Annotated in this window: 19 protein-coding genes; 8 read left to right on the top strand and 11 right to left on the bottom strand. The window is 60.7% G+C overall.

Features of this window, described 5'->3' with window-relative positions:
• Window positions 1-17 precede the first annotated feature (17 nt).
• The 7 genes from AYR47_RS28190 to AYR47_RS28160 form a co-directional block, all read right to left on the bottom strand.
• Entirely contained in the window at window positions 18-1,001 is a 984-nt protein-coding gene (locus tag AYR47_RS28190) for a DUF1852 domain-containing protein (protein WP_033900964.1), read from the bottom strand.
• Window positions 1,002-1,219: 218 nt separating this feature from the next.
• On the bottom strand, window positions 1,220-1,516 hold the full coding sequence (locus AYR47_RS28185; RefSeq protein WP_061449143.1) for an antibiotic biosynthesis monooxygenase family protein: 297 nt from the start codon (window positions 1,514-1,516) through the stop codon (window positions 1,220-1,222).
• A complete protein-coding gene (locus AYR47_RS28180) occupies window positions 1,513-2,493 on the bottom strand; it encodes a zinc-dependent alcohol dehydrogenase family protein (protein ID WP_033900968.1) in 981 nt (326 codons plus the stop codon). The genes AYR47_RS28185 and AYR47_RS28180 overlap by 4 nt, the downstream gene beginning before the upstream one ends.
• Window positions 2,494-2,554: 61 nt before the next feature.
• Window positions 2,555-2,857 carry an ArsR/SmtB family transcription factor gene (locus AYR47_RS28175; RefSeq protein WP_033900970.1) on the bottom strand — a complete coding sequence of 101 codons (303 nt, stop codon included), beginning with the start codon at window positions 2,855-2,857 and terminating at the stop codon, window positions 2,555-2,557.
• 90 nt (window positions 2,858-2,947) lie between these two features.
• Window positions 2,948-3,178 (bottom strand): DUF2790 domain-containing protein, encoded by a 231-nt coding sequence (locus AYR47_RS28170; protein ID WP_061449142.1) that lies wholly within the window; start codon window positions 3,176-3,178, stop codon window positions 2,948-2,950.
• A gap of 16 nt (window positions 3,179-3,194) precedes the next feature.
• Window positions 3,195-3,770 carry a reactive chlorine resistance membrane protein RclC gene (gene rclC / locus AYR47_RS28165; RefSeq protein ID WP_061449141.1) on the bottom strand — a complete coding sequence of 192 codons (576 nt, stop codon included), beginning with the start codon at window positions 3,768-3,770 and terminating at the stop codon, window positions 3,195-3,197.
• Window positions 3,771-3,892: 122 nt separating this feature from the next.
• Complete coding sequence (locus AYR47_RS28160; RefSeq protein WP_033900976.1) at window positions 3,893-4,813, bottom strand: LysR substrate-binding domain-containing protein; 921 nt, start codon at window positions 4,811-4,813, stop codon at window positions 3,893-3,895.
• Window positions 4,814-4,986: 173 nt separating this feature from the next.
• On the opposite strand from AYR47_RS28160, the gene AYR47_RS28155 reads away from it, so the two are divergent.
• Both AYR47_RS28155 and AYR47_RS28150 read left to right on the top strand, forming a co-directional pair.
• The gene (locus AYR47_RS28155) at window positions 4,987-6,249 is read left to right on the top strand and encodes a dicarboxylate/amino acid:cation symporter (protein WP_061449140.1); all 1,263 of its coding nucleotides are present in this window, start codon (window positions 4,987-4,989) and stop codon (window positions 6,247-6,249) included.
• The gene (locus AYR47_RS28150; RefSeq protein ID WP_061449139.1) at window positions 6,246-7,697 is read left to right on the top strand and encodes an amino acid racemase; all 1,452 of its coding nucleotides are present in this window, start codon (window positions 6,246-6,248) and stop codon (window positions 7,695-7,697) included. Before AYR47_RS28155 ends, AYR47_RS28150 begins: the two co-directional genes overlap by 4 nt.
• A 34-nt stretch (window positions 7,698-7,731) precedes the next feature.
• Here AYR47_RS28150 and AYR47_RS32370 read toward each other — a convergent pair whose 3' ends face one another.
• The 4 genes from AYR47_RS32370 to AYR47_RS28130 all read right to left on the bottom strand — a co-directional run bounded on the left by AYR47_RS32370 (window position 7,732) and on the right by AYR47_RS28130 (window position 10,275).
• A complete protein-coding gene (locus tag AYR47_RS32370) occupies window positions 7,732-8,388 on the bottom strand; it encodes a DUF3800 domain-containing protein (RefSeq protein WP_237142514.1) in 657 nt (218 codons plus the stop codon).
• A complete protein-coding gene (locus AYR47_RS33255) occupies window positions 8,286-8,564 on the bottom strand; it encodes a DUF3800 domain-containing protein (protein WP_335340615.1) in 279 nt (92 codons plus the stop codon). Before AYR47_RS33255 ends, AYR47_RS32370 begins: the two co-directional genes overlap by 103 nt.
• 171 nt (window positions 8,565-8,735) lie before the next feature.
• A complete protein-coding gene (locus AYR47_RS28135; RefSeq protein ID WP_016976423.1) occupies window positions 8,736-9,377 on the bottom strand; it encodes a 4-carboxy-4-hydroxy-2-oxoadipate aldolase/oxaloacetate decarboxylase in 642 nt (213 codons plus the stop codon).
• Between the two features lie 28 nt (window positions 9,378-9,405).
• Window positions 9,406-10,275 (bottom strand): NAD(P)-binding domain-containing protein, encoded by an 870-nt coding sequence (locus tag AYR47_RS28130; protein ID WP_061449137.1) that lies wholly within the window; start codon window positions 10,273-10,275, stop codon window positions 9,406-9,408.
• 172 nt (window positions 10,276-10,447) lie between these two features.
• Between AYR47_RS28130 and AYR47_RS28125 the strand changes: the two genes are divergently transcribed.
• The 6 genes from AYR47_RS28125 (at window position 10,448) to AYR47_RS28100 (ending at window position 21,564) form a co-directional block, all read left to right on the top strand.
• Window positions 10,448-11,101 (top strand): GntR family transcriptional regulator, encoded by a 654-nt coding sequence (locus AYR47_RS28125; protein WP_061449136.1) that lies wholly within the window; start codon window positions 10,448-10,450, stop codon window positions 11,099-11,101.
• Window positions 11,102-11,288: 187 nt separating this feature from the next.
• Window positions 11,289-12,614, top strand: coding sequence for an MFS transporter (locus AYR47_RS28120; protein WP_038844317.1), 1,326 nt, complete (start codon window positions 11,289-11,291; stop codon window positions 12,612-12,614).
• 99 nt (window positions 12,615-12,713) lie between these two features.
• A complete protein-coding gene (locus AYR47_RS28115) occupies window positions 12,714-13,766 on the top strand; it encodes a hypothetical protein (protein ID WP_061449135.1) in 1,053 nt (350 codons plus the stop codon).
• Between the two features lie 169 nt (window positions 13,767-13,935).
• Window positions 13,936-16,842: a porin gene (locus tag AYR47_RS28110; RefSeq protein ID WP_237142513.1), complete on the top strand. Its 2,907-nt coding sequence runs from the start codon at window positions 13,936-13,938 to the stop codon at window positions 16,840-16,842.
• Between the two features lie 10 nt (window positions 16,843-16,852).
• Window positions 16,853-19,726 carry a beta strand repeat-containing protein gene (locus AYR47_RS28105; protein ID WP_061449134.1) on the top strand — a complete coding sequence of 958 codons (2,874 nt, stop codon included), beginning with the start codon at window positions 16,853-16,855 and terminating at the stop codon, window positions 19,724-19,726.
• Window positions 19,723-21,564 carry a peptide transporter gene (locus tag AYR47_RS28100; protein ID WP_061449133.1) on the top strand — a complete coding sequence of 614 codons (1,842 nt, stop codon included), beginning with the start codon at window positions 19,723-19,725 and terminating at the stop codon, window positions 21,562-21,564. Before AYR47_RS28105 ends, AYR47_RS28100 begins: the two co-directional genes overlap by 4 nt.
• Window positions 21,565-21,592 lie beyond the last annotated feature (28 nt).

Below are 21,592 nucleotides of genomic sequence, written 5' to 3'. Positions count from 1 at the left end.
CTTGTATTCTAAATAAGTCAAAGCGCGCAGTGAGCGGACCACTGCTCAAGAACAGCCTGGTACGGTTTGATGAAGTGTTCTTCGACAAACTTTCCTTGCTCGATAGCCAGTTGGCTACGTTCTTCGCGGTCATAAACAATCAGGGTTAATGAATAGTCCTGATGCTTCAAGCTCGGTTGATAGGATTGCCCGGCTGCCGAGTTGGCGTTGTAAATCTCAGGCCGGTAGATCTTTTGGAAAGTGTCCATCGTACTGATGGTGCTGATCAGCTCAAGATTGGTGTAATCACTGAGCAAATCACCGGAAAAGTAAAATGCCAACGGCGCAACGCTGTTGGACGGCATGAAGTAGCGAACCTTCAGACCCATTTTATTGAAGTACTCATCCGTTAAGGAGTATTCATCCTGCTGGTATTCAATGCCCAAGACAGGGTGCTGGTTTTCAGTCCGGTGGTAGGTCTTGGTGTTTGAAACACTTAGACAGATAACCGGCGGTTTATTGAAGTTTTGTTTGTAGGTGTCGGAGTTGACGAAGCACTTGAATAGCTTTCCGTGCAAATCGCCAAAGTTATCCGGCGTGCTGAATTCGGCTTGATCCTTGTTGTGCCCCAACAGCACCACGCTGAAGTCATAATCACGCACGTAGGAGGAGAAGTTGTTACCTACGATGCCTTCAAAACGTTCATGGGTCTTGTGGTCAATAATATTTGATTTCAATATTTCAATCAGGGGGATGCCGTTGCCCGTGCAGCTGGCATCGATATTCATCTCAACAGAAATGATTTCAAGTTCGACCGTATAGCGATCGCCTTTGGGGTTGTCCCAATGCGCCAGGGCATTAAAGCGGTTGTCAATCATCCTTAAGGTATTGCGCAGATTCTCTTGACGACGCTTGCCTCTCGCCAAATTGGCAAAGTTGGTCGTGATGCGCGTATTTTCGGACGGTTGATAATGTTCGTCGAAACGAATTCGCTTAATGCTGAACGTGAATGCTTTGCTCATAACCCTGGCGCCCTGATGTCTGAGATAAACCTGAAAGAACGTCTCGCCTGGTTTTACTCAGAGGTCTTTACAGTGTCTTTAATTAACAAACAGTTTAGGCTGAGGGGTTGCTTGAGTGAAAATGAATTGATTTCACTGAATCGTTAGCCCTACTCATGACGAGACAGCGGATAAAGAAAAGCCTGCCGTGCGGCAGGCTTTTTTTACTGTTGGCTTATTCAGGCGAAGGCCGTGCCCTCAATGTGGTAGACCTGCGGTTCTGCAGAAAAGTATGCCTCCAGGCCCTGCATGAATGCCTGGTGATCGTCACTGGCTTCGAATCCTGGCGTATGGTCTTCGAGCGACGCCCAGCGCACGATCAGGTTGAAGCGCTCAGGTGTTTCGATCCCTTGGGCGAGCATGTGGCCCAGGTAGCCCTTTGCGCGGGTGAGCAGAGGCGCGACCTCGGCAAACGCCTGTCTGAACGTTTCAATCTGTTCTTTGTGAACGGGGAGCAAGGCGATCTCGTAGATCATGGCTTGGCTCCTGCGGTGGGCTCGATGGCGATCGCGATTTTGCCTTGGAGGCCGTTGTTGGGGCTCTCCAACCGGGCATGGGCGAGTGCGATGTCAGCCAGTGCATAGACGGCGCCGACGTGTGGACGCAACTGACCCCGTGCTACCAATGTGCTCAACTCGTCGAGTTTGCCGCGGTTTTGCCGGGTGAACACGAAGTGATAACTCGCATTCTTGCCCCAGGCCTGCACCAGGTTCTGTGGCTGGGCAATGTCGACGATCGACACCACGCGGCCCAGTTGCGCCAGTGCGTCAGGGCTGCGCGAAAGCGTGTTGCCGCCGAGGGTATCGAATATAACATCGACGCCGCGCCCCTCTGTTTCCCGCATGATCACGTCGACGTAGTCTTCCTTTTCGTAGTCGATGATCACGTCGGCGCCCAGACTTCGTGCGAACTCAGCGTTGGCTTCACGCACGGTGGTGAACACCCTGGCACCGATGGCTTTTGCCAGCTGGATCGCGACGTGGCCCACACCGCCCGCACCGCCGTGGATCAGAATGCTTTCTCCCACCCGAAGCGCTGCGCGCACGGTCAGCGCTTCCCATGCCGTTCCGCCTACAAGGCTCAGGCTGGCCGCTTCCAGGTGGCTAAGCGTGGGCGGTTTTTTCCCGACAATGTTTTCGGCCGCCACGTGGTATTCGGCATAACTGCCGGGGCCGTCGAATATCTGCGGGGTGTACCAGACTTCGTCGCCTGGCACGAAGTTCGTCACGCCGGGCCCGACGGCCTCGACAACGCCGGAGACGTCATGGCCGGTGATGGCGGGGAGGGGCACCAGGTCGGAGTAGTCGCCGCGTCGTACCTGATAATCCAGCGGGTTGATGGAAGTGGCGTGTACCCGCACCAGGACCTGTCCCGTGTGCGGCACCGGCGTGGGCACCTCGCAGAGTTCGAACGAATCCGGGCCGCCAAATGATTTAAGCCTCATCGCTTTCATTGCATTACCTCGTTTCGGTAAAAAGGGATATCGGGAATTATCGATATCCTGGGTTAAAAAATTACAGCTCCTTGCCAATGATCTCGGCAAGCGCACTGATGGTTGCTTCGTTTCGTTTGTAGTAGGTCCATTGGCCGATGCGCCGGGTTTCGATCAGGCCGGCTCGATGCAGCGTTGCCAGGTAATCGGACACGGTCGACTGCGACAGCCCGACGCCTTCCTGAATACTGCTGACGCAAACGCCCACCGTATGAACGTCCCCTTCATCCTGGGCAGGGAAGTTCTTTTCGGGGTCCTTCAAACCTTTCAGGATTTCAAGTCGAGTCCGGTTTGAGAGGGCTTTGAATATTTCGAGTAGGTCCATGGCGTGAGGATATCGAGATTTACCGATATGTCAATCTGGAAATGTAGAAAGCCTGCAATGATGCAGGCCTCTAGGATTTCCCTGATTCCTTCAGTTTGTACATCCGCTCCCCATCACCAGATAGCTCGCAATATGCCGTACACCCTGCGAGTCATCGTAGACCCACTCCACGGGAACCACGCCGCAGGCCTGACTGGTGTCGGTGACGCTGATGGTTTTGGCCACATCCAGCGGTACGCCGGTCTGGGCGCTTTCGACGGCAGGTGCGGCGAAGGCGTTGCTGAATACGAAAGCAAGGGAAAGCGCGGCTAACATTTTCATGAGGAGACTCCAGGATTCAAAGGGAATGTTCTTGCAGTAAGCGCCGAGCGGAATCGGCCATGATGGGCAGGGCGCCGGCGAGCATCAGCACATCCTTGAGCACCAGCCGGCCGCCGCCAGAGAGGTAGGGGAACCCGTGCTGGGCATCGCCCGCCGCACTTACCCACGCTTCAGGGGTGGTGGTCAGAAAACTCAAGGTCACCAGCGGCGTGGCAAAGGCGAGGGCGCCGCCGAGCAGGCCGGTCTTGCGCGAGAGCGGGTTGGAGAGCACCAGCAGGCCGATCAGGATTTCCACCGTGCCCAGCCCGTAAGAGAAGGCGTAAGTGTGGTTGGCCGTTTGCCAGGCACGTTTGTCCTGGTCCAGCTCACCTTCGTGAGTCAGGTGTGTCTTATAGTCCTGCGGCTGCTGGTAGAAGAACGACAGGAATGGGCTGTTGGCGACAAAAGGAGTAATGCTGTCGGCTTCGTAGGGGGCGAACTTCAACGCGCCGATCCACAGGAAGACGATGCCAATCGCCAGGCGCATCAGGTGGGTGCCGAGGGTGTCGAGCTTGCCGACCGCACGCAGGCCGGCGTTGAATGAATGCAACATGAGGACTTCTCCAGTCATTCCACGGTGTGTGAGAACTTGGGAGAAGTGTGCGGTTTTGCCGGGGGGAGCCTTGTTGCGTAAGGCTCAGGTTTTTGTCTGATCGTCTCAAAGATGGGGGCGTATCAAGTGTCGGGCGCTCCTGCGCGCCAACCTTCCAGCGTCCTCCACAACTTCCTCATCGTCGGGTTCTGGTTTTCAACCGCGCAATACGAGCGAATCTCCAACCGTGTACTCCATTCCTCTCCCCCAGCACGCACCAGCAGCCCACGTTCCAACTCATCCACCACCGCGCTCTGGGGCAGCCACGCCACCCCATAGCCCTCGATGGCCATGCGCATCAGCAGCATGGCCATGTCGGCTTCGTAGCAGCGCTCCAGCACAGCGGGCGCAGGGCCGTTCTTGATTACGATTTCCGCCACTCGCCCCAGGAACGTGGTGGCGGTGTAGGCCAGATGCGGGACGGGTTTGCCTGTGTGGCCCGGCAGGCGATACAGCGGCCGACCACGCTTGTCCGGGGCGCACAGCGGGATGAATGCGTCATGCCCCAAGGCCAGGCTGCCGAAGCGTTCCGCGTCCAGCAGGATCGGCGCCAGCGGATGATGGTAGACGATCATCAGGTCGCAGCTGCCCTCTTCCAGCGCAATCACCGCATCATGAATATTCGCCGCCACCACCCGTGCATTGAATTGCTCAGTGTGCCGCTGGAACTGCGCCAGCCACTTGGGCAGGAAGGTCATCGACAGGCTGTGGCCGGCGGTCACCTGGATCGAGCGCCCCGGCATGCGTTCCACTTCGCGCAGGCTGGCGCGCAGGCGCATCAGGCCGGCGAGGGCGTCGCGGCTTTCGCTGCAGAAGGCGACGCCCGCAGCGGTAAGTTGCACCGGATAGGTGCCACGGTCGACCAGTTCGACACCCACCCATTCTTCCAGTGAGCGAATACGCCGCGACAAGGCCGATTGCGTCACGCAGCGCACTTCGGCGGCGCGGGAAAAGTTCTTCCACTCGGCGATGGCCAAGAGGTCGTCCAACCATTTGATCTGCATGCTGGCTCTCCAGGCGATGAGCCCTGAGTGTATGCCGCAGCGCCCAGGCGGGGCTGGGCTTTTTGCAAACTATTCCAAAAGCGCATGGGGTTAGCCGGATTACTCATCATGGTGGTCGGGGGCTGTCCCTAGAATCCCCGGCATACAACAAAAGCCATCCGAGGGCCGTACCTGTGAACAAGAACAAACTCCCCCGTCGCATTGCAGTCGGCATCGCCCTGGGCGTGCTGGTGGGTTGGGCGTGTCACCACTATGCCGGCAGCGAGCAGGCCGCCAAGGCGCTGGCCGGGTACTTTTCGATGGTGACCGACATCTTCCTGCGCATGATCAAGATGATCATTGCGCCGCTGGTGTTCGCCACCTTGGTGGGCGGCATCGCGAGCATGGGCAGTTCGCGTTCGGTGGGGCGTATTGGGGTGCGGGCGATGCTGTGGTTTGTCACGGCGTCGCTGGTCTCGCTGATGCTCGGCATGGCGCTGGTCAACCTGTTCCAGCCGGGTGCCGGGTTGAACATGCAGGTGGTGCAACACGCCACGGCGGCGGTGCCGGTCAACACCGGGGACTTCAGTCTCAAGACCTTTATCAGTCACGTGTTCCCGCGCAGTATTGCCGAGGCGATGGCCAACAACGAGATCCTGCAGATCGTGGTGTTTTCGCTGTTCTTCGGCTTCGCGCTGGCGGGCGTCAAGCGTGCCGGTTACACGCGCATCACCGACACCGTCGACGAACTGGCCAAGGTGATGTTCAAGATCACCGATTACGTCATGGCCTTCGCGCCAATCGGTGTGTTTGCCGCCATTGCCTCGGCAATCACCACCAACGGCCTGGGCCTGCTGGCGGATTACGCCAAGCTCATCGCCGAGTTTTATCTGGGGATTGCGTTGCTCTGGGTGTTGCTGTTCGCCGCTGGCTACCTGTTTCTTGGGCGTTCGGTGTTCACCCTCGGCAAGCTGATCCGCGAGCCGATCCTGCTGGCATTCTCCACGGCCAGCAGCGAGTCGGCCTACCCGAAAACCATGGAGGCCCTGGAGAAATTCGGCGCGCCCAAGCGCGTCTCCAGTTTCGTGTTGCCGCTGGGCTACTCCTTCAACCTTGACGGCTCGATGATGTACCAGGCGTTCGCGATCATGTTTATCGCCCAGGCCTACAACATCGACTTGAGTTTCACCCAGCAACTGCTGATTCTTCTGACGCTGATGATCACCAGCAAAGGCATGGCCGGCGTGGCGCGGGCCTCGGTGGTGGTGGTAGCGGCGACCTTGCCGATGTTCAACCTGCCTGAAGCCGGGCTGCTGCTGATCATTGGCATCGACCAGTTCCTCGACATGGCGCGCACCGCCACCAACGTGGTCGGCAACAGCATCGCCACGGCGGTGGTGGCGAAATCCGAGACTGAGGAAGAGCCTGTTGAGCTGTCGCAAAGGGTGCGCACATGACCACCACTTCTCGATTGGGCATCGTCGGCGGGCTCGGCTCGCTGGCGGGCGGCGATCTGTTCTACAAACTGGTCAAATCCAGAGTCGTGCTGGAGGACCAGGGCCGCTATCACTTCCTGTTCGAGCAGCACCCCTTCAAGGATGTGTTGTTGCCTTTGGACCGCCACGCGAGCATGACCGCGCGCAAATTCTATGTGTTCCAGGTGTGCAAGACCTTTGAAGACAGTGGCGTGGATGCGGTACTGCTGCCGTGTTTCGCCAGCCAGACTTTCCGCGAGGAAATTCAGCAGGAGTTGGGGATTCCCGTGCTGGACATGATGCAGGCACTCGTCCGGCACATCCTGCGCAGTGTCGCACCGGGTGCCACCCTGGGCGTGATTGCATCGGACTTCGTGCGCCACGCTGGTTTGTTTGAAAAACACCTCGGCCAGCACTTCAACCTGGTGTATCCGGAGGACCACGCCCAGGTCGCGTTGATGGAGGCAATGTATGGCGTCAATGGCATCAAGGACGGCCACCTCGACGGTGTGCCGCTGGAGTCGGTGTACCAGGCGTGCCTGTCATTGCAAGGGCAGGGCGCCACGGTGATCGTGCCGGGCATGACCGAGCTGTCGCTGGTGTGCGGCGACCTGCAGCGGCGCGACATCAGTGTGCTCGACATCAACCAGATCTATGCCGAGTTCGCCACCCAGGCCGACGGCCCGAGGCGCCAGCCGCCGTTCAAACTGGGCATCGTCGGTGGCGTCGGTCCTGCGGCCACCGTGGACTTCATGGGCAAGGTGGTCGCCCACACACCGGCGGGCAAGGACCAAGACCATATCAAGATGGTGGTGGAACAGAACCCACAGATCCCTGACCGTACCGCCAACCTGTTGCGCGACGAAACCGACCCCACCTTGGCGCTGTACGCCACCTGCAAACGCCTGGAAAGTGCTGGCGCCCAAGCCATCGCGATCCCGTGCAACACCGCCCATGCTTTTGTCGAACGCATCCAGGCGCATTTGCGCGTGCCCATCGTCAACATGCTCAGCGAAACAGTGGAGTGGATCGTGAGCACCTACGGCAGTGGCCAGGCGGTTGGCCTGCTGGCGACCTCCGGCACCCTGCAAAGCCAGGTCTATCACCAGGTGGCGCGGCGTTCGGGGTTGCAACTCATCACACCCGGTTTCGATTACCAAGCGCTGGTGATGGAAGCGATTTACGGCGAGCGGGGTATCAAGGCCGGATTTACCGAGGGCGTCTGCCGCGAGCAATTGCTACTGGCGGCAGAGCATTTGTGTGAGCAGGGGGCGAGGGTGTTGATTTTGGGGTGTACGGAGTTGCCGTTGGTGTTGGCGCACAGTGAGTCGTTCCGGGTCGGCAACTATCGCGTTGCCTTGGTGGACCCCACCACAATTCTTGCGCGACGTTGCATCGGTCTGTCTTCAGATGGTCGCAACACTGTGTGAAACCTGGGGTAGGCGCCGTTAGGGCGCCCAATGATTAACAGTCATTTGCTGACAGCTGAGGGAGCCGCTCGGAAAGTTTAACCCATTTCTTTTGTTCCAGACCGCTGCCGGGCAGGGCTACGTCTGCGATGCGCGCGGCGAAATACATGTCGAAGAGCTGCCAGTCTTCGAACTCGTCGGGCGCGACGGTAAAAGTCGTCAGTCGGCCAATCAATCCACACAGCCAGTCAGCGCATTGCAAGGTTTGAAATAGATAGCTCTCACCTTGAAGTGGCGGCTCTATGAGTGTGCGGCATTTTTCCGACGGGTCTTCAAACATCGCCAAGGTACAAGCTTCAACGTTTCGTTCGCGCCATTCATTTCCGGCTTTCTGCTCATCCAGCAGGACGATGAACGAGGCATTGTTTAACGTGCAAAAGCGATCGATTTTTCGGATGGACTGGAGCAGCGCTCGCTTGAATGTCTCGGTCGAGTTGTGTTCGCTGGGTTCGGTAGGCTTGTGCTCACCGGTGTAAAAAATGTGTCCGCCAATTTTGCGGATATGACTCAGGAGGCGAAATGAAGACCTTCTCAGCTCTCTATATTTGCTTACATTGTCCACAGTAAACAGCGCAGAGCCCTTCTTTTCCCAATGGTAGGCCGGTAAATGTTGTGGGTTTTTGTGTTTGAGTCCCAGGCGAGCAACTGGCACTTGAGCTTGTAGAAGTAGATCGCGAATTCGCGAACCTCTTGGGCGGGAATCAGCATGCCGCCCAGACCGAATACAGGGCTGGTTTTGTACATCGGATGTTTTCGAGAAACATATTGGCCCACGTGGCCAAACTCATCCAGATAAGCAATGTATTGAGTCAAATTCGATTTCCCCATCCATGAGAAACACGAAAGCCCGTGCGATTTCTCGCAACGGGCCTCGGAAGGTGGGCACATGGTTGCCCATATGCGTTGGGAAGGAATCTAGCGAAAAAGTGGCGCGGGCTCCAGTCGTTTGATGAGAATCAGGCAGATCCTACACGTGATCGGGAAATTGCCCTGCTTGCATCAGCGCATCCCAAATTTCTCCAGCGTCGGCGCCAACCCCAGCAGGTCAACCGTACTTTTCCCAGCTTCCAGCCCCGCCCGAATCCCATCCTCCTTATCTTCCCGACTACGGCTCAATCGGATCACTTCTTCAACGCGATCCTGTTCCACCACCACCAGCCCATCGCGGTCGCCGACGATGATGTCGCCCGGGTTGATGTTCACGCCACCGATCACGATGGGCACGTTGACCTTTCCCGGCTGGCATTTGTTGGTGCCCTTGATGCTCAGGCCGCGGGAAAAGGTCGGGAAGCCCATTTCGATGATGGCATTGGCGTCGCGCACGGCGCCGTTCATCACCAGGCCGACAATCCCGAGTTTCTGCGAGGCCAGGGTCAGCAGGTCGCCCCAGGGGCCGGCCTCCATGAAGCCCTTGGCGTCCACCACCAGCACATCGCCGGGTTTGGCTTTGGTCAGGGCATAGTGGATGGCCAGGTTGTCGTCGGGGCGGCAGTCTACGGTCAAGGCCGGGCCGGCCAGGCGCAGGCTCGGATCGACCGGGCGGAGGCCGCTGTCCAGAGCGCCTTTCTGGCCCTGGGCTTCGTGGATGGTGGCGGTGCCCAGTTGTTTGAGGGTGTCGAGTTGGTCTTGGGTAACAGGCATGGTGGCGTTCCGTTTTTATAAGGGCTGTTCAAGCGGTTGGGGTGTGACGGCCGAGCCAATCCAATGCTTGGGCAAGGCTTGGTTGTTCTTCGGTGATCGGTTCCAGCACCAGGCCTTCGCTGCTGTGGCTGAAGCGCTGGCGCACGCCGCCGAGTACGCTGCTGGCCATGCCGAGCAGCGCCAACTGCCTTTGGGCATCCTCGACTTCATGCAAGCGCCGTGTGGCGTGCACCACGTGGGTGGACACAAGCATTTCCAGGAAGGCGGGCAGAGGTGCCTGGTCGATATCCTTGAGCACTTCATAGAGGGCGGGGCGCAGTTGTTGGCGTTCGGCCGCCAGCAATACGTCCACCGCGAGTGCTTCCATGCCTTTGGTGAAGACGCTGCGCAGGATTTTCAGCGTGATTGCATCGCCGGCTTGGCTGGCGGGCAGGGCGCGCGCGGTGGCCCCAGCGCTGAGCAACAGCTCGACAAAGGCATCCGCCTTGGCGCCGGAACACAGCAGCGGGGTCTTTTCGCGCAGGTAGGCAATAGCACCCATGATCGCCACATCTACGTAGTCGACCCGTTGCTGTGCGGCCTCGGCACCGGCCAGGCGCTTGCGCTCGGGGGCGGCGGTGGTGAGGTCGGCAAACAGCGTGCCGGGCTTGAGGTACGCCAGGCATTCGCGGGTCACTTCCAGGGACTGGGTGCCCACCACGCAGGACAGCACGCAGTCCGATTCGGCCAACCAGTCGCCTACACCAAGGTGGATCTGCACACCCAATTCGTCCGCCAACCGTTGTGCCGCCGGTGCGATGCGTTGCTCGCAGAGCAGCAACTTCACGGTGCTATTGGACGCCAAGGCCTGGGCATAGCAACGGCCGACTTCGCCGAGCCCTATGATTGTTATTTTCATGTCGCCTCCGGATTCAGGTGGCAATACAATTAAAATACAATTTGAGTGATTGCAAACGATTTTTGTACAAAGTGCCCGGACGGTCCTCTGTCATTAGCCTGCGACAAGCCTCAGAATCCGCTGTTGGCACCCCGGGGCAGAGCCCTGACCCACCTCGACACAGAAGGCAAACATGGCCAACGATCTCATCTACGAGACCTTGAGAAACCGTATCATCGCCGGCCAGTACGAGCCCGGTACGCAACTCAAGGAAGAACCGCTGGGCAAGGAATTCGGCCTGAGCCGCACGCCGGTGCGCGCGTCGCTGAAGAAGCTGGTGGACGACGGCCTGGCGGTGATCGAGGCCAACCGTGGGGTGTTTGTCGCCGGCTGGACCCAGTGGGACCTGGAAGAAATGTTCAGCTTACGCGAGCTGCTCGAACCCCACGCAGCCTTGCTCGCCGCCCAGCGCGCGACCCCGCAGGACGTGGCTGAACTGCACCGTATCAACGCGCTGATGGCGGACGCCATTGCCAGCAAAGGGCCGGACGTGACCCTGCGCGTGCAGGAGGCCAACCGTGCCTTCCATGCCCAGGTGCTGGAGATCGCCCGCTCGCAGCGGCTCAAATCGATGCTCGCCACCTTGATCGACATGCCGGTGATCACCCGTTCGTTTTTCCTCTACCGCCCAGCCGACCTGGAACGCAGCCTGCAGCAGCACCTGGACATCACCTATGGCATCGAGCAGAACGATGGCGAGTTGGCCCAGCGCGCCATGCAAACCCATATCCGCATGGCCTACCTGCGCTTCATGGCGCGGCGCAGTGAGTCGCCCGTTCGTCGATAAAAAAATACAAAACTAAAACAATATGCGTTAGAGTCGGCGCCACGAGACCGGGCAATGACTCCTGCCTGACGTTCACAAGGACCCGAAGAAACACCAGACCTGAGGCGGCTGAACCTGCCTCAGCGGGAGCCTGCACCTCGGATTCGACACACACGGCACATTCCAATAATAAAACCAGGTATCCCGTATGAGTATTCAGGTCCCCACCGCTGAAAAACCGTCGCGTTTCCGCTGGATCGTCGCAGGGCTGTTTTTTCTCGTGTACACCGTGGCCTCGGCCGACCGCGCCAACCTGGGCGTGGCCTTGCCGTTTATCCGCGAGGAATACCCGATGACCAACGCCGAAGCCGGCGCGTTGCTCAGTGTGTTCCTGCTGGCCTATGCCCTGGCGCAGATACCCTCGGGTTTTGCCTCCAGCCGTTTCGGGGTGCGCAAGATCTTCTCGTTTTCGATGATTGCCACCTCGGTGTTCACCGCCTTGATGGGCACGGTCAATTCGGTGCTGGCCTTGAAAATCTACCGTTTTGCCCTGGGGATTGCCGAAGGCCCGCTGCCGATTGGTATCGCGTCGACTATCAACCAATGGTTTCCGGCCAAAGAGAAGGGCACCGCCACTGGTATCTTCCTGGCCGCGGTGAAGTTCGGCCCGGTGATCGTGCCACCGTTGTGCGTGGCGATCGTGGCGATGTGGGGCTGGCGCGAGATCTTCTACATCTTCGCCGTACCGGGCATTGTGTTGTCCATTGCCTGGTACTTCCTGGTGGCCAACCAGCCGGCGCAAAGCCGCTTTGTGAATGCCGGCGAACTGGCGCATATCACTGATGAAACCAACAATGTAATCACCCAGAAAACCGAAGGCGCGCAACGGCACTTCAAGCGCCTGGACGCCTTTATCCGCGTCAAGCCGGTGGAGCCTATCGCCACCAGCCGCGGGCTGTTTCGGTCCTGGAACGTGGTTGGTTGCGCCCTGAGCTACAGCTTTCAGGTGGGCATCACCATGGTGCTGTTGTCGTGGATCCCCACCTACCTGATGACGGTCAAGCAGTTCTCGATCATGAACATGGGCTTTGTCTCGGCCGCGCCGTGGGTGGGGGCGATCTGCGGCAACCTGCTCGGTGGCATCCTGTCCGACCGCGTGCTGGGCAAGCGGCGCAAGCCCGGCATGATGCTCTCGGCGCTGGCCACGGTCGGCACCATGTACGCGCTGATCAACTCACCGAATGACCCGACCTTGTACGCCGCGCTGCTGTTCCTCACCGGCACCTTGATCAGCATCGGTTACTCGTCCTACATGGTTTACCCGATGGGCTTGGCCACCAAGAAGACCTTTCCGATTGCCAGTTCCATCGTCAACATGGGTGGGCAGTTAGGCGGTGCGGCAGCGCCGTTTCTGGTGGGGCTGCTGCTCGACAGTTATGGCTGGTCCCAGGTGTTCCTGTTCATGGCGATCGGCTCCTTTGCCAGTTTCCTGGTGCTGTTGACCATTGCCGAGCCGGTGCCGGTGAGCCAATGAGAGTCATATTTTTAAAGTATCCAAACCCCGTTATTTAGATATTTTTCATAGGTGGACAGCACTGGTAGGCTCGTAAAAAAACAAGAGAAGCGCCCGGCCATGTCGATAAGCCTGTCCACCAAACCCTTCACCACCTTGCTGGCTACCTTGGCCTTGATGGGCACGCTGACCAGTTGCGCCAAGGTCGACGTGCATAGCGAAAGCGCCGACAAACCCGAGGCCGATGCCCGTCAGGTCCTGCGCCTGGGCCACGATGGCAGTGCCTACCCGTTCCTGGTGTACGCCAACGCTGATCTCTACAACCCGCCCAACACAATAGAGCGCGCGGTGGTGATCGTGCATGGCGTGCAACGTGACGGTGACCAGTACTTCAAGACCGGGCGCAAATTGCTCGGCAACGCCCACCTGCAAAACACCCTGTTGCTGGCGCCGAATTTCCTCACCCCCACCGACGCCGGCATCAGCGACGACATGCCGCTGTGGCCCCGCGACAAATGGATGCACGGCATCGAGTCCCAATTCGGTCACAAGGGCATCCCGGCCTTCCAGGTACTGGACGATGTGGTCGCCTACCTGTCTGACCGCCAGCGTTACCCGGCGCTGAAGGAAATCGTGATGGTCAGCCACTCGGCGGGCGCGCAATTGATGCAGCGCTACGCGGTGGTGAATGACCTGGATGGCGGCCTCAAGGCCCACGGCTTGAGCATCCGCTACGTCGTTGCCAGCCCGTCGAGCTACGTGTATTTCGAAGAAAGCCGCCTGCAGGACGGCGTGTTCAAGCCCGTCGTGACCGTGATGTGCCCCAGCTACAGCCGCTATCGCTACGGTATCGACGGCGCCCCCGCGTACCTGCTCAACCAGCACCTCAACAGCCGCCAGTTGTTTGCCCGCTATGCCGCGCGCGACATCACCTACCTGGTCGGCGCCCAGGACAACAACCCCACCAGCCGCGTACTCGACAGTTCCTGCGGTGCCAATTACCAAGGCGCCACGCGGTTGGATCGCCAGCTCAACTACGTGAGCTACGAGCAGTTCCTGTCCCGCCAGTGGCAGATTCCGTTGCGCCATCCACAGCACACCCTCCCCGGGATCGGCCATAACGCGGCGCGATTGCTCGGCGATAAAGCCGTTGCCCGGATGCTGTTTCCCTAAGCCTAGCCCCACGCTGCGTCTCGATAAAAACAATAAGAGAACTGTATGAGCCCACACTTCCCCTCCACCCGGGCGCCCCGCGCCTGGGGGCCTGGCGCGTTGTCGCTGCTGGGCCGCTGCCCTGATCGCTGCTCAAGCCCAGGCCGATACGCTGCCTTCGTCCGGCACCTTGTTCGATAACAGCCGCTCGGTACTGCGCCCCACGGACAACGCGCAACCGGCGCCCCCCGGCAGTGTGCGTATCGAAAGCCAGGGTGATGAACCCGCGCCCACAGCCAGCACCTCGAGCCTGCAACTGCAGGTCAAGCGCTTCGTGGTGAAGGGCAATCGCGAACTCAACGACGGGCAAGTGCAGTCGGCGTTGCAACCCTATGTGGGCAAGACGCTGGGTCTTGAAGGACTGCGCGAGGCCGCGGCGCAGGTCACCGCGCTTTACCGGGCGCGGGGCTACCTGGTGGCGCGGGCCTACCTGCCAGCCCAGGACATTCAAGACGGCCAGGTCGTCGTGGCGGTTTCCGAAGGGGTGATCGGCCAGGTCAGCACCTTGCCGGATTCCAATGTGCGCCTGCGTCCCGGCGTGCAGCAGCAGTTCGTCAATGCCTTGCCGGCGGGCACCATCATTCGCGAGCAGGACCTGGAGCGCGTGCTGCTGCGCCTGTCGGACATCACCGGGGTTTCGGTACACGCCATCCTGCGTCCGTCGCAGCAACCGGGCGCCGCCGACATCGTGCTCAAGCTCAGCGAAATGACCGCCTGGACCGCCCGCGCCGCCATCGACAACTACGGCAACTACTACACTGGCGCCAACCGCCTGACCTCCAGCGTCAGCCTTAATGACGCGCTGGGGATTGGCGACAGTTTCACCGTCACCTCACAGAACTCTTTCGAAGGCCTGGACATCAAGGGCGTCGGCTACCAGCAGCCGCTGGGCGCCACGGGCATCTCGGTGGGCGCCAACTATGCCGAGCTGGAATACAACATCGGCAAGAACCTCAAGGGCCTGGATGCGGACGGCACGGCCGAAGTGTCTTCGGTGTTTATCAACAGCGCCTTGCTGCGCTCGCGGGACAGCAACATCAGCCTCAACCTGGCCGAAGACCATCGGCGTTTCGAGGACTCGGCGGGCGGTTTCACGGTGAACAAATCCGCGGTGTTTCGCAGTGCCACGCTGTATGGCAACTGGCGTGATGCCTGGCAGGGCAACAACAGCTGGAGCCTGGCCTACGGCATCGGCGACCTGGATAAAAACACCGCTGCAGACGCCGCGCTGGATGCGCTCACCGCCAATGCAGCCGGACGCTACAAGAAAGCCAATGCCAATTTCAGTCGCCTGCAATACCTGGGCAACGGCTATTCATTGTTGGGTTCGTTGACCGGTCAGTGGGCCGACAAAAACCTCGATTCCTCGGAAAAACTCAGTCTCGGCGGCCCCAATGGCGTGCGCGCCTATCCCGTGGGTGAAGTGGCCGGTGACGAAGGCATCCTCGGCCGCCTGGAGCTGCGCAAATACCTCGGGCGCTTCAAAGGCGCGATAGCCGAGGGCACCTTGTTTGCGGATGCAGGCAAGGTCACGGTCAACAAGAACCCCTGGGACAACAGCGAAAACACCCTGACGCGCTACGGCTATGGCGTGGGCCTGAACCTCTACCACCGCGACCTGGTGATGAACGCCAGCCTGGCCTTCTCGCCCGGCGAAGACCCCACCAGCGACGACCGCGCCGCCAAGCGCCTGTGGTTCTCCATTTCCGGCTCGCCCCAAGCGTTTGCCGGGTTGGCCAGTGACATCGGTTCAAAGGGCGAAGACTTCGAAGTGGCCGAGACCGATACCGTGATCTACGGCAATATCGGCATTATCCCGGAGTACGTCGACCGCCATGGCTCATCTCCGGCCGCGCCCGCCGACCAGAGCCGTCTCGCCACCCCCAACGGGCGCAACATGGCCAGTTTCTGGCGGGCCCGCGACAACGTCTCGGCCATCGGCGTGCACGGCGGCTATGGCTTGACCGACGATTGGAAACTGCTGTGGCAGCTCGAATACGGGATCTCGATGAACTACATCGAGAGCAACGACAAAACACTGAACACCTCGGCGTCGCCCAGCACCAAGCTGCGCAACACCGGTGCGGCGTTCAACAACACCGACTACGGCACGCTGCTGTATGGGGTGTGGGACATGCCGATGAAAGAGTCCACCACCAGCCTCGACCCGTTCAACGGCAAGACCAGCGCGGCGTACTTCAATATCATTGGTTCGCCGGGGTTCAGTGCCGGGTTGTCGACCAACGTCAACGGCCCGCAAAGCTACAACGACACGGCCGTCAACGGCGACGCGGCGTTCAACCGGCGCCAGGCTGGCGTGGTGGAATACTGGACGCCGGTGTGGAACGGCCTGCAACTCAAACTGGCGTATTCGAACAACGGCATGCGCGCCGCCAGCGATGTGGACAAGGGCTATATCTACGGCAGCAGCCTGACCTACAACAACGGCGGCTTCACGGCGGTGGTCGCGGCCGAGCGGCACATCAATTACTTCGGCATTGCCGACCTGGGGCGCAACGCCCGTGGCCTGGGCAGCACCACCCATGTCACTGACGGTACTTCTTCGGATGACTTCAGCTTCCGCTACGGCCTGGCCTATGACTTCGGTGCGACCAAGCTCTCGGTGATCGCCGATGACCTGTCGTACTCCGAAGATGGCGTGATCAACAACAGTACGGCCACCAGCGACCTGTCCCACTATCGTCGCCGCGCCTACCTGCTGGGCGCGACCCACAAGATCGGCGCCTGGACCTTGAAAGCCAGCTACGGCAAGGCCCTGGCGGGCAAGTGCGAGATGATCCGCGCCACCCCGGTGGAGTGCGACACCCATGGCATGGGCGCCACCCAGTACGCGATGGGCTTCAACTACAAGCTGACCAAGAACATCGACCTGTTCTCCCAGTACGTGTTGCTGAAGAACCAGTCCCTGGCCAACTACAACTTCGCCTTGACCGGCGTGACCGCCGCCACCGGCTATTCGCCCGGCGTGGGCACCACCATCAGCGCCGTTGGCACTGGCATCAACTATTCGTTCTGAGGAGCCGGTCATGCGCCAATCCCATGTTCTCAAACCCCTGACGTTTGCCGTGCTCTGCGCCCTCTACGGCCTGGTGCCGATGCCCGCGCTGGCGCTGGACAACAACGCGTTGCCCACCAATGGCCAAGTGGTTGCCGGCAGTGGCGTCATCAGCAGCAACGGCAATGTTCTCACGGTGAACCAGGGCAGCGACCGCCTGATCGCCACCTGGGACACCTTCAATATCGGCAAGAACGCCCAGGTGAATTTCCTGCAACCGGGCGCGTCGTCGGTGGCGCTCAACCGCGTGACCGGCAGCGACGGTTCGCAGATCCTTGGGCACCTGAATGCCAATGGCCAGGTATTCCTGATCAACCCCCAAGGCGTGTTGTTTGGCGCCGGCTCCATGGTGGATGTGGGTGGGCTGGTGGCCAGTTCGCTGAACATTTCCAACAGCGATTTCATGGCCGGCAAAAACGTGTTCGCCGGCCAGGGCGGCGGTGCGGTGGTCAACCAAGGCACGATCAGTGCGCGGGACGGCGGCAGCGTGGCGTTGCTCGGCGCCCAGGTGCGCAACGAAGGCACGGTGGTCGCGCGGCTGGGCTCGGTGGTGCTGGGCGGTGGGGAAAAGATCACCCTGGATTTCACCGGGGACGGCCTGATCAATGTCGAGGTCAACGACCCGGCCATCGGCGCCAGCGTGATCAATCGTGGCCTGCTGAGTGCCAACGGCGGCGCGGTGACCCTGACCGCCCGCGACTCCCAGGCCATGCTCAGCAACGTGGTGAACAACGCAGGTGTGATCGAGGCACGCAGCCTGCAACAGCGCAACGGCCGCATCATCCTCGATGGCGGCGACAGTGGCGTGGTGGTCAACAGCGGTGTGCTGGATGTATCGGGTAAACAGAGCGGTGAGCACGGCGGCAACGTGACGATGACTGGGCAATACGTCGGCCTGTTCGACAGCGGCCGCATCGACGCCGATGGCGACATCGGCGGCGGCACCGTGTTGATGGGCGGCGACTACCAGGGCAGTGGCAACCTGCATCAGGCCGACAGCACGTTCATGGGCAGCGATGCGCACATCAGCGCGAATGCACTGAGCCGCGGTGATGGCGGCAAGGTCATCCTGTGGTCCAAGGACAGCACCCGGTTCTACGGCGACATCAGCGTGCGAGGCGCCGGCAACCAGGGGCGTGGCGGGCTGGTGGAAACCTCCGGGCATGCGCTGGATGTGGCCGGTATTGTCGACCTCAGTGCGGTGTCGGGGCAGGGCGGCAGCTGGTTGATCGACCCGTTCAACATCAATATCACCAACGGCGCCAGCACCGGCACCTCCACCAGTTCGCCGTTCACGCCGAATGCCGGGGCCAGTTCCAACCTGAGTTCGGCGACCCTTAATGCATCGTTGTCCGAAGGCGCAAATATTCTCGTGACGACGTCGTCGGGCGCCGGCACTTCGGGGGATATCAACGTGCTGTCCAACGTCAAGGGCGTCGGCAACGCCACCCTGACGTTGCAGGCCCACCGCAATATCGTGATGACCAACACCAGCATCAGCAATGGCACCGGCAAGACGCTGAACGTGTCGCTGGTGTCCAACTTCAACAACAGCGGCAACGGCTCGGTGGCGTTGAGCAACGCGAGCATCAGCACCAACGGCGGCAACCTGACCATCAGCGGCGCGGTGGATCCGGCGACGTCCTGGGCGAGCACCAACGTCAGCAATGGCGTGGGCATTTCGATGACCAACGGCACGCGTATCAGTACCAGCGGCGGCGACATCACCTTGCGTGGCGCCACCTCGTCGAGCCTGGCCGCAGGCTCCACGGCCACCGCAATCAACATCAGCCGCAGTACCCTGGACGCGGGCGGCGGTAACATCAGCATCACCGCCGTGCAGGCCAGCAGCACCGGCAGTGGCGATGCGTTTGTGCTGACGGGCGGCAGCAATGTTCTCACCTCGGGTGCCGGTTCCATCAGCGTCGACAGCACCAACCTGGGCAGCGGCAACGGCACGCGGATCTTCAGCACCAGCAACACCATCGCTACCACCGGCAGCGGCAACCTCACCCTGCGCGGCAGTGCGGTGTCGGGCAGCGGCGTGCTGGTGTGTTCGACGGCAACGAGTTCGACGCAAACCTTGAGCGTAGGCAGCGGCACCTTGACGGTGCAAGGCACCGCCGATTCCGGGAAGGGCGTGTTCCTGGCGGCGTCCACCACGGGCGTGGTGACCCTGAGCGCAGGGGCGGGTGGCACTCTCGCTATCGACGGCTTCAGCGCAGGCGACTCCGGCACGGTGGTGAATTCCACGGGCACCGGCTCGGTGATCAACCTGACAACGCAGGATGGCAGCCTGTCCCTGAGCGGCACGGCCGGCGCGGCGTCGAGTGCGCCAGGCCTGAGCATCCGCAGCGGCGCCTCCGGGGCGGGCAATGGGGTGAATATCCTGTCCGGCAGCGGTGATATCCGCATGCAAGGAATAGCGCTGGGAGTGGGGCCGGGGTTGTCGTTCAACGCCACCAATGCGCGGGGCTTCAACAACGTGATGACCGGCGGCAGCGGCAACCTTACCGTCACCGCGCGCAGTGCCGGGGGCTCGGCATTGAGCTTCGACAACGGCACCAACACCCTGCAAGTGGTGGACGGTACCCTGCGCCTGGACCTGGAGGCGCCAGCGGGCAATTACATCAGCCAGAGCAACGGCACCTCGTCGATTACCGCCACCGGTAATGGAGCGGTGTTGATCAATCGGGGCGGATTGATCCACAACGGCTTGCTGGAGGCGACCAGCGAACCGACCCGCCAGTATCATCAGGGCCAGATGGTCGGCGGAACCTGGAGCCAGGTGCTCAAACCCACGGCCACCGATGAGGTGAGCATCGACGTGGTGCAACCGCTATGACCGACCAACCCTTTTCCCTGGAAGCCTTCGAATTCCTTTGCTACAGCCGCGACCACGAAGGCGGCGCGCGCGAACTCGTGCGCCTGCTGCAATTGATCGACCGCAACTACGGCAAGTTGTCCGAACAGTTTTCCCTGAGCGTGTCGCCCGCGCTCACACCGGGAGAGCTGGAAAGCCACGTGCTGACGCGGCTGACCTGCGCAATCACGGCGCTGTTCTCCGACCCGACGTTCAGCCTCAGCCCCGGAGGCTTTGGCCAGTTGATCAACTTGCAGCGCTGGCTGTCGTCGTTGTTTGCCGCCAGTGCCTTTATCAACGGCGACCACATCCTGCGCTCGCTGAACCTGCTCGGGCCGCAGGGCAGCGACTACCGCATCACCGAGCAGAATCTGGTGAAGTTCTGCCTGCTGTACTCGCCGGAATCCCAGTTACCGCTGGATGTTGACCTGCTGTGGGCGCAGAACCCGACGTTGGCGGCGGCCCTGTTCATGGCATTGTTGTCGCCGCGCTTTCTCGGTACTCCGGCGGCGCACTCCAAGCGCGAGGCATTGCTGGCGTGGTTGCCGGGGCGTTTGGAACAACTCGACAGCCTGGATGCACTGCCGCTCAATGTGCTGCATGACGTGTACATGCATTGCAGTTACGCCGACTTGCCCGAGCGCCATCGCATCAAGGCGTCGATCAATACCTTGATCGAACGCAAGCTCGCCAGCCTGGGCATCCACAGCGTGCCCGTCGCCGTGGCGCCGCCGCGCGCCAAGCCGCTGATGCTGGTGCTGCTGGAATGGTTCTCCGGCGGGCATTCGATCTACCGCACCCATTCGCTGACGCTGCAGGCGGCGCGTCGGGATTTCCAGGTGGTGGCCGTGGGGTATGCGGCAAATGTGGATGCGCTGGGTCGCGAGGTGTTCGATGAATTTATCGAGCTGCGCGAGCCGGATGACCTGTTCGCGTGCCTGCGCCAGCTCACTGCGCTTGCCAGCGCACGCCGCCCCGAGGTGTTCTACATGCCCAGCGTCGGCATGTTCCAGATCACGCTGTTTGCCAGTAACCTGCGTTTTGCGCCGTTGCAGGTGGCCGCGCTGGGGCATCCGGCGACCACGGCGTCGCGGCATATCGACCTGATCAGCGTGGAGGAAGATTTTGTCGGTGACCCGGCGTGTTTTACCGAGCGCCTGTTGCAACTGCCGGCCAATGGTCAGCCGTATCGGCCGTCCGCCATCCCCATCGACTTGCCGCACGTCACGCGTGAAGACCACGCCTGGGTCAACATCGCCATCGCCGCCACCACGATGAAACTCAACCCCACCTTCCTGCGCGCCTGCCAGGCGATTGCCGTGCGCACGTTGCACCTCTACGGCAAGCGCGTGCGCTTTCACTTCCTGGTGGGTCAGGCCCAAGGGCTGTTGTTCCCGCAACTGGTGCGCTTGATCGAGCGTTATGTGGGCGATGCGACGGTGTACCCGCACCAGCCCTATGCCGACTACATGGCCACGCTGAACCGCTGCGACCTGTTCCTGAGCCCGTTTCCGTTCGGCAATACCAACGGCATCATCGATGCCTTCACGGCGGGTCTGCCCGGTGTGTGCAAGACCGGGCCGGAGGTGTTCGAGCATATCGATGAGGGCTTGTTTCGGCGGGTGGGGTTGCCCGATTGGACGGTAGCGCGCACCCATGAAGACTATGTGCAGGCGGCGGTGCGGTTGGCGGGCGACTACACCGAGCGCGCCGATTTATACCGGCACCTGGGAACAGACGCGCCACTGCAGCGCCTGTTCGGCGGTGAGCCCCATGCCTTGAGTGACGCGCTGTTGGCCAACCTGCCGGGCTTGCTATAGTTTTGCAGGCTTGAGCGGATACCCGGTG

It is taken from the genome of Pseudomonas azotoformans, from assembly GCF_001579805.1.
GTDB lineage: Bacteria > Pseudomonadota > Gammaproteobacteria > Pseudomonadales > Pseudomonadaceae > Aquipseudomonas > Aquipseudomonas azotoformans_A.
This window is presented reverse-complemented; position numbering and strand designations above follow the sequence as displayed.

Excerpts from the sequence above, each read along its gene's own strand:
- AYR47_RS28160 (WP_033900976.1), bottom strand. The coding sequence starts at position 4,813 with ATGCAGATCAAATGGTTGGACGACCTCTTGGCCATCGCCGAGTGGAAG.
- AYR47_RS28185 (WP_061449143.1), bottom strand. The coding sequence starts at position 1,516 with ATGATCTACGAGATCGCCTTGCTCCCCGTTCACAAAGAACAGATTGAA.
- AYR47_RS28135 (WP_016976423.1), bottom strand. The coding sequence starts at position 9,377 with ATGCCTGTTACCCAAGACCAACTCGACACCCTCAAACAACTGGGCACC.
- AYR47_RS28180 (WP_033900968.1), bottom strand. The coding sequence starts at position 2,493 with ATGAAAGCGATGAGGCTTAAATCATTTGGCGGCCCGGATTCGTTCGAA.
- AYR47_RS28130 (WP_061449137.1), bottom strand. The coding sequence starts at position 10,275 with ATGAAAATAACAATCATAGGGCTCGGCGAAGTCGGCCGTTGCTATGCC.
- AYR47_RS28170 (WP_061449142.1), bottom strand. The coding sequence starts at position 3,178 with ATGAAAATGTTAGCCGCGCTTTCCCTTGCTTTCGTATTCAGCAACGCC.
- AYR47_RS28105 (WP_061449134.1), top strand. The coding sequence starts at position 16,853 with ATGCGCCAATCCCATGTTCTCAAACCCCTGACGTTTGCCGTGCTCTGC.
- AYR47_RS28175 (WP_033900970.1), bottom strand. The coding sequence starts at position 2,857 with ATGGACCTACTCGAAATATTCAAAGCCCTCTCAAACCGGACTCGACTT.
- AYR47_RS28115 (WP_061449135.1), top strand. The coding sequence starts at position 12,714 with ATGTCGATAAGCCTGTCCACCAAACCCTTCACCACCTTGCTGGCTACC.
- AYR47_RS28125 (WP_061449136.1), top strand. The coding sequence starts at position 10,448 with ATGGCCAACGATCTCATCTACGAGACCTTGAGAAACCGTATCATCGCC.
- AYR47_RS28100 (WP_061449133.1), top strand. The coding sequence starts at position 19,723 with ATGACCGACCAACCCTTTTCCCTGGAAGCCTTCGAATTCCTTTGCTAC.
- AYR47_RS33255 (WP_335340615.1), bottom strand. The coding sequence starts at position 8,564 with ATGGGGAAATCGAATTTGACTCAATACATTGCTTATCTGGATGAGTTT.
- AYR47_RS28190 (WP_033900964.1), bottom strand. The coding sequence starts at position 1,001 with ATGAGCAAAGCATTCACGTTCAGCATTAAGCGAATTCGTTTCGACGAA.
- AYR47_RS28120 (WP_038844317.1), top strand. The coding sequence starts at position 11,289 with ATGAGTATTCAGGTCCCCACCGCTGAAAAACCGTCGCGTTTCCGCTGG.
- rclC (WP_061449141.1), bottom strand. The coding sequence starts at position 3,770 with ATGTTGCATTCATTCAACGCCGGCCTGCGTGCGGTCGGCAAGCTCGAC.
- AYR47_RS28150 (WP_061449139.1), top strand. The coding sequence starts at position 6,246 with ATGACCACCACTTCTCGATTGGGCATCGTCGGCGGGCTCGGCTCGCTG.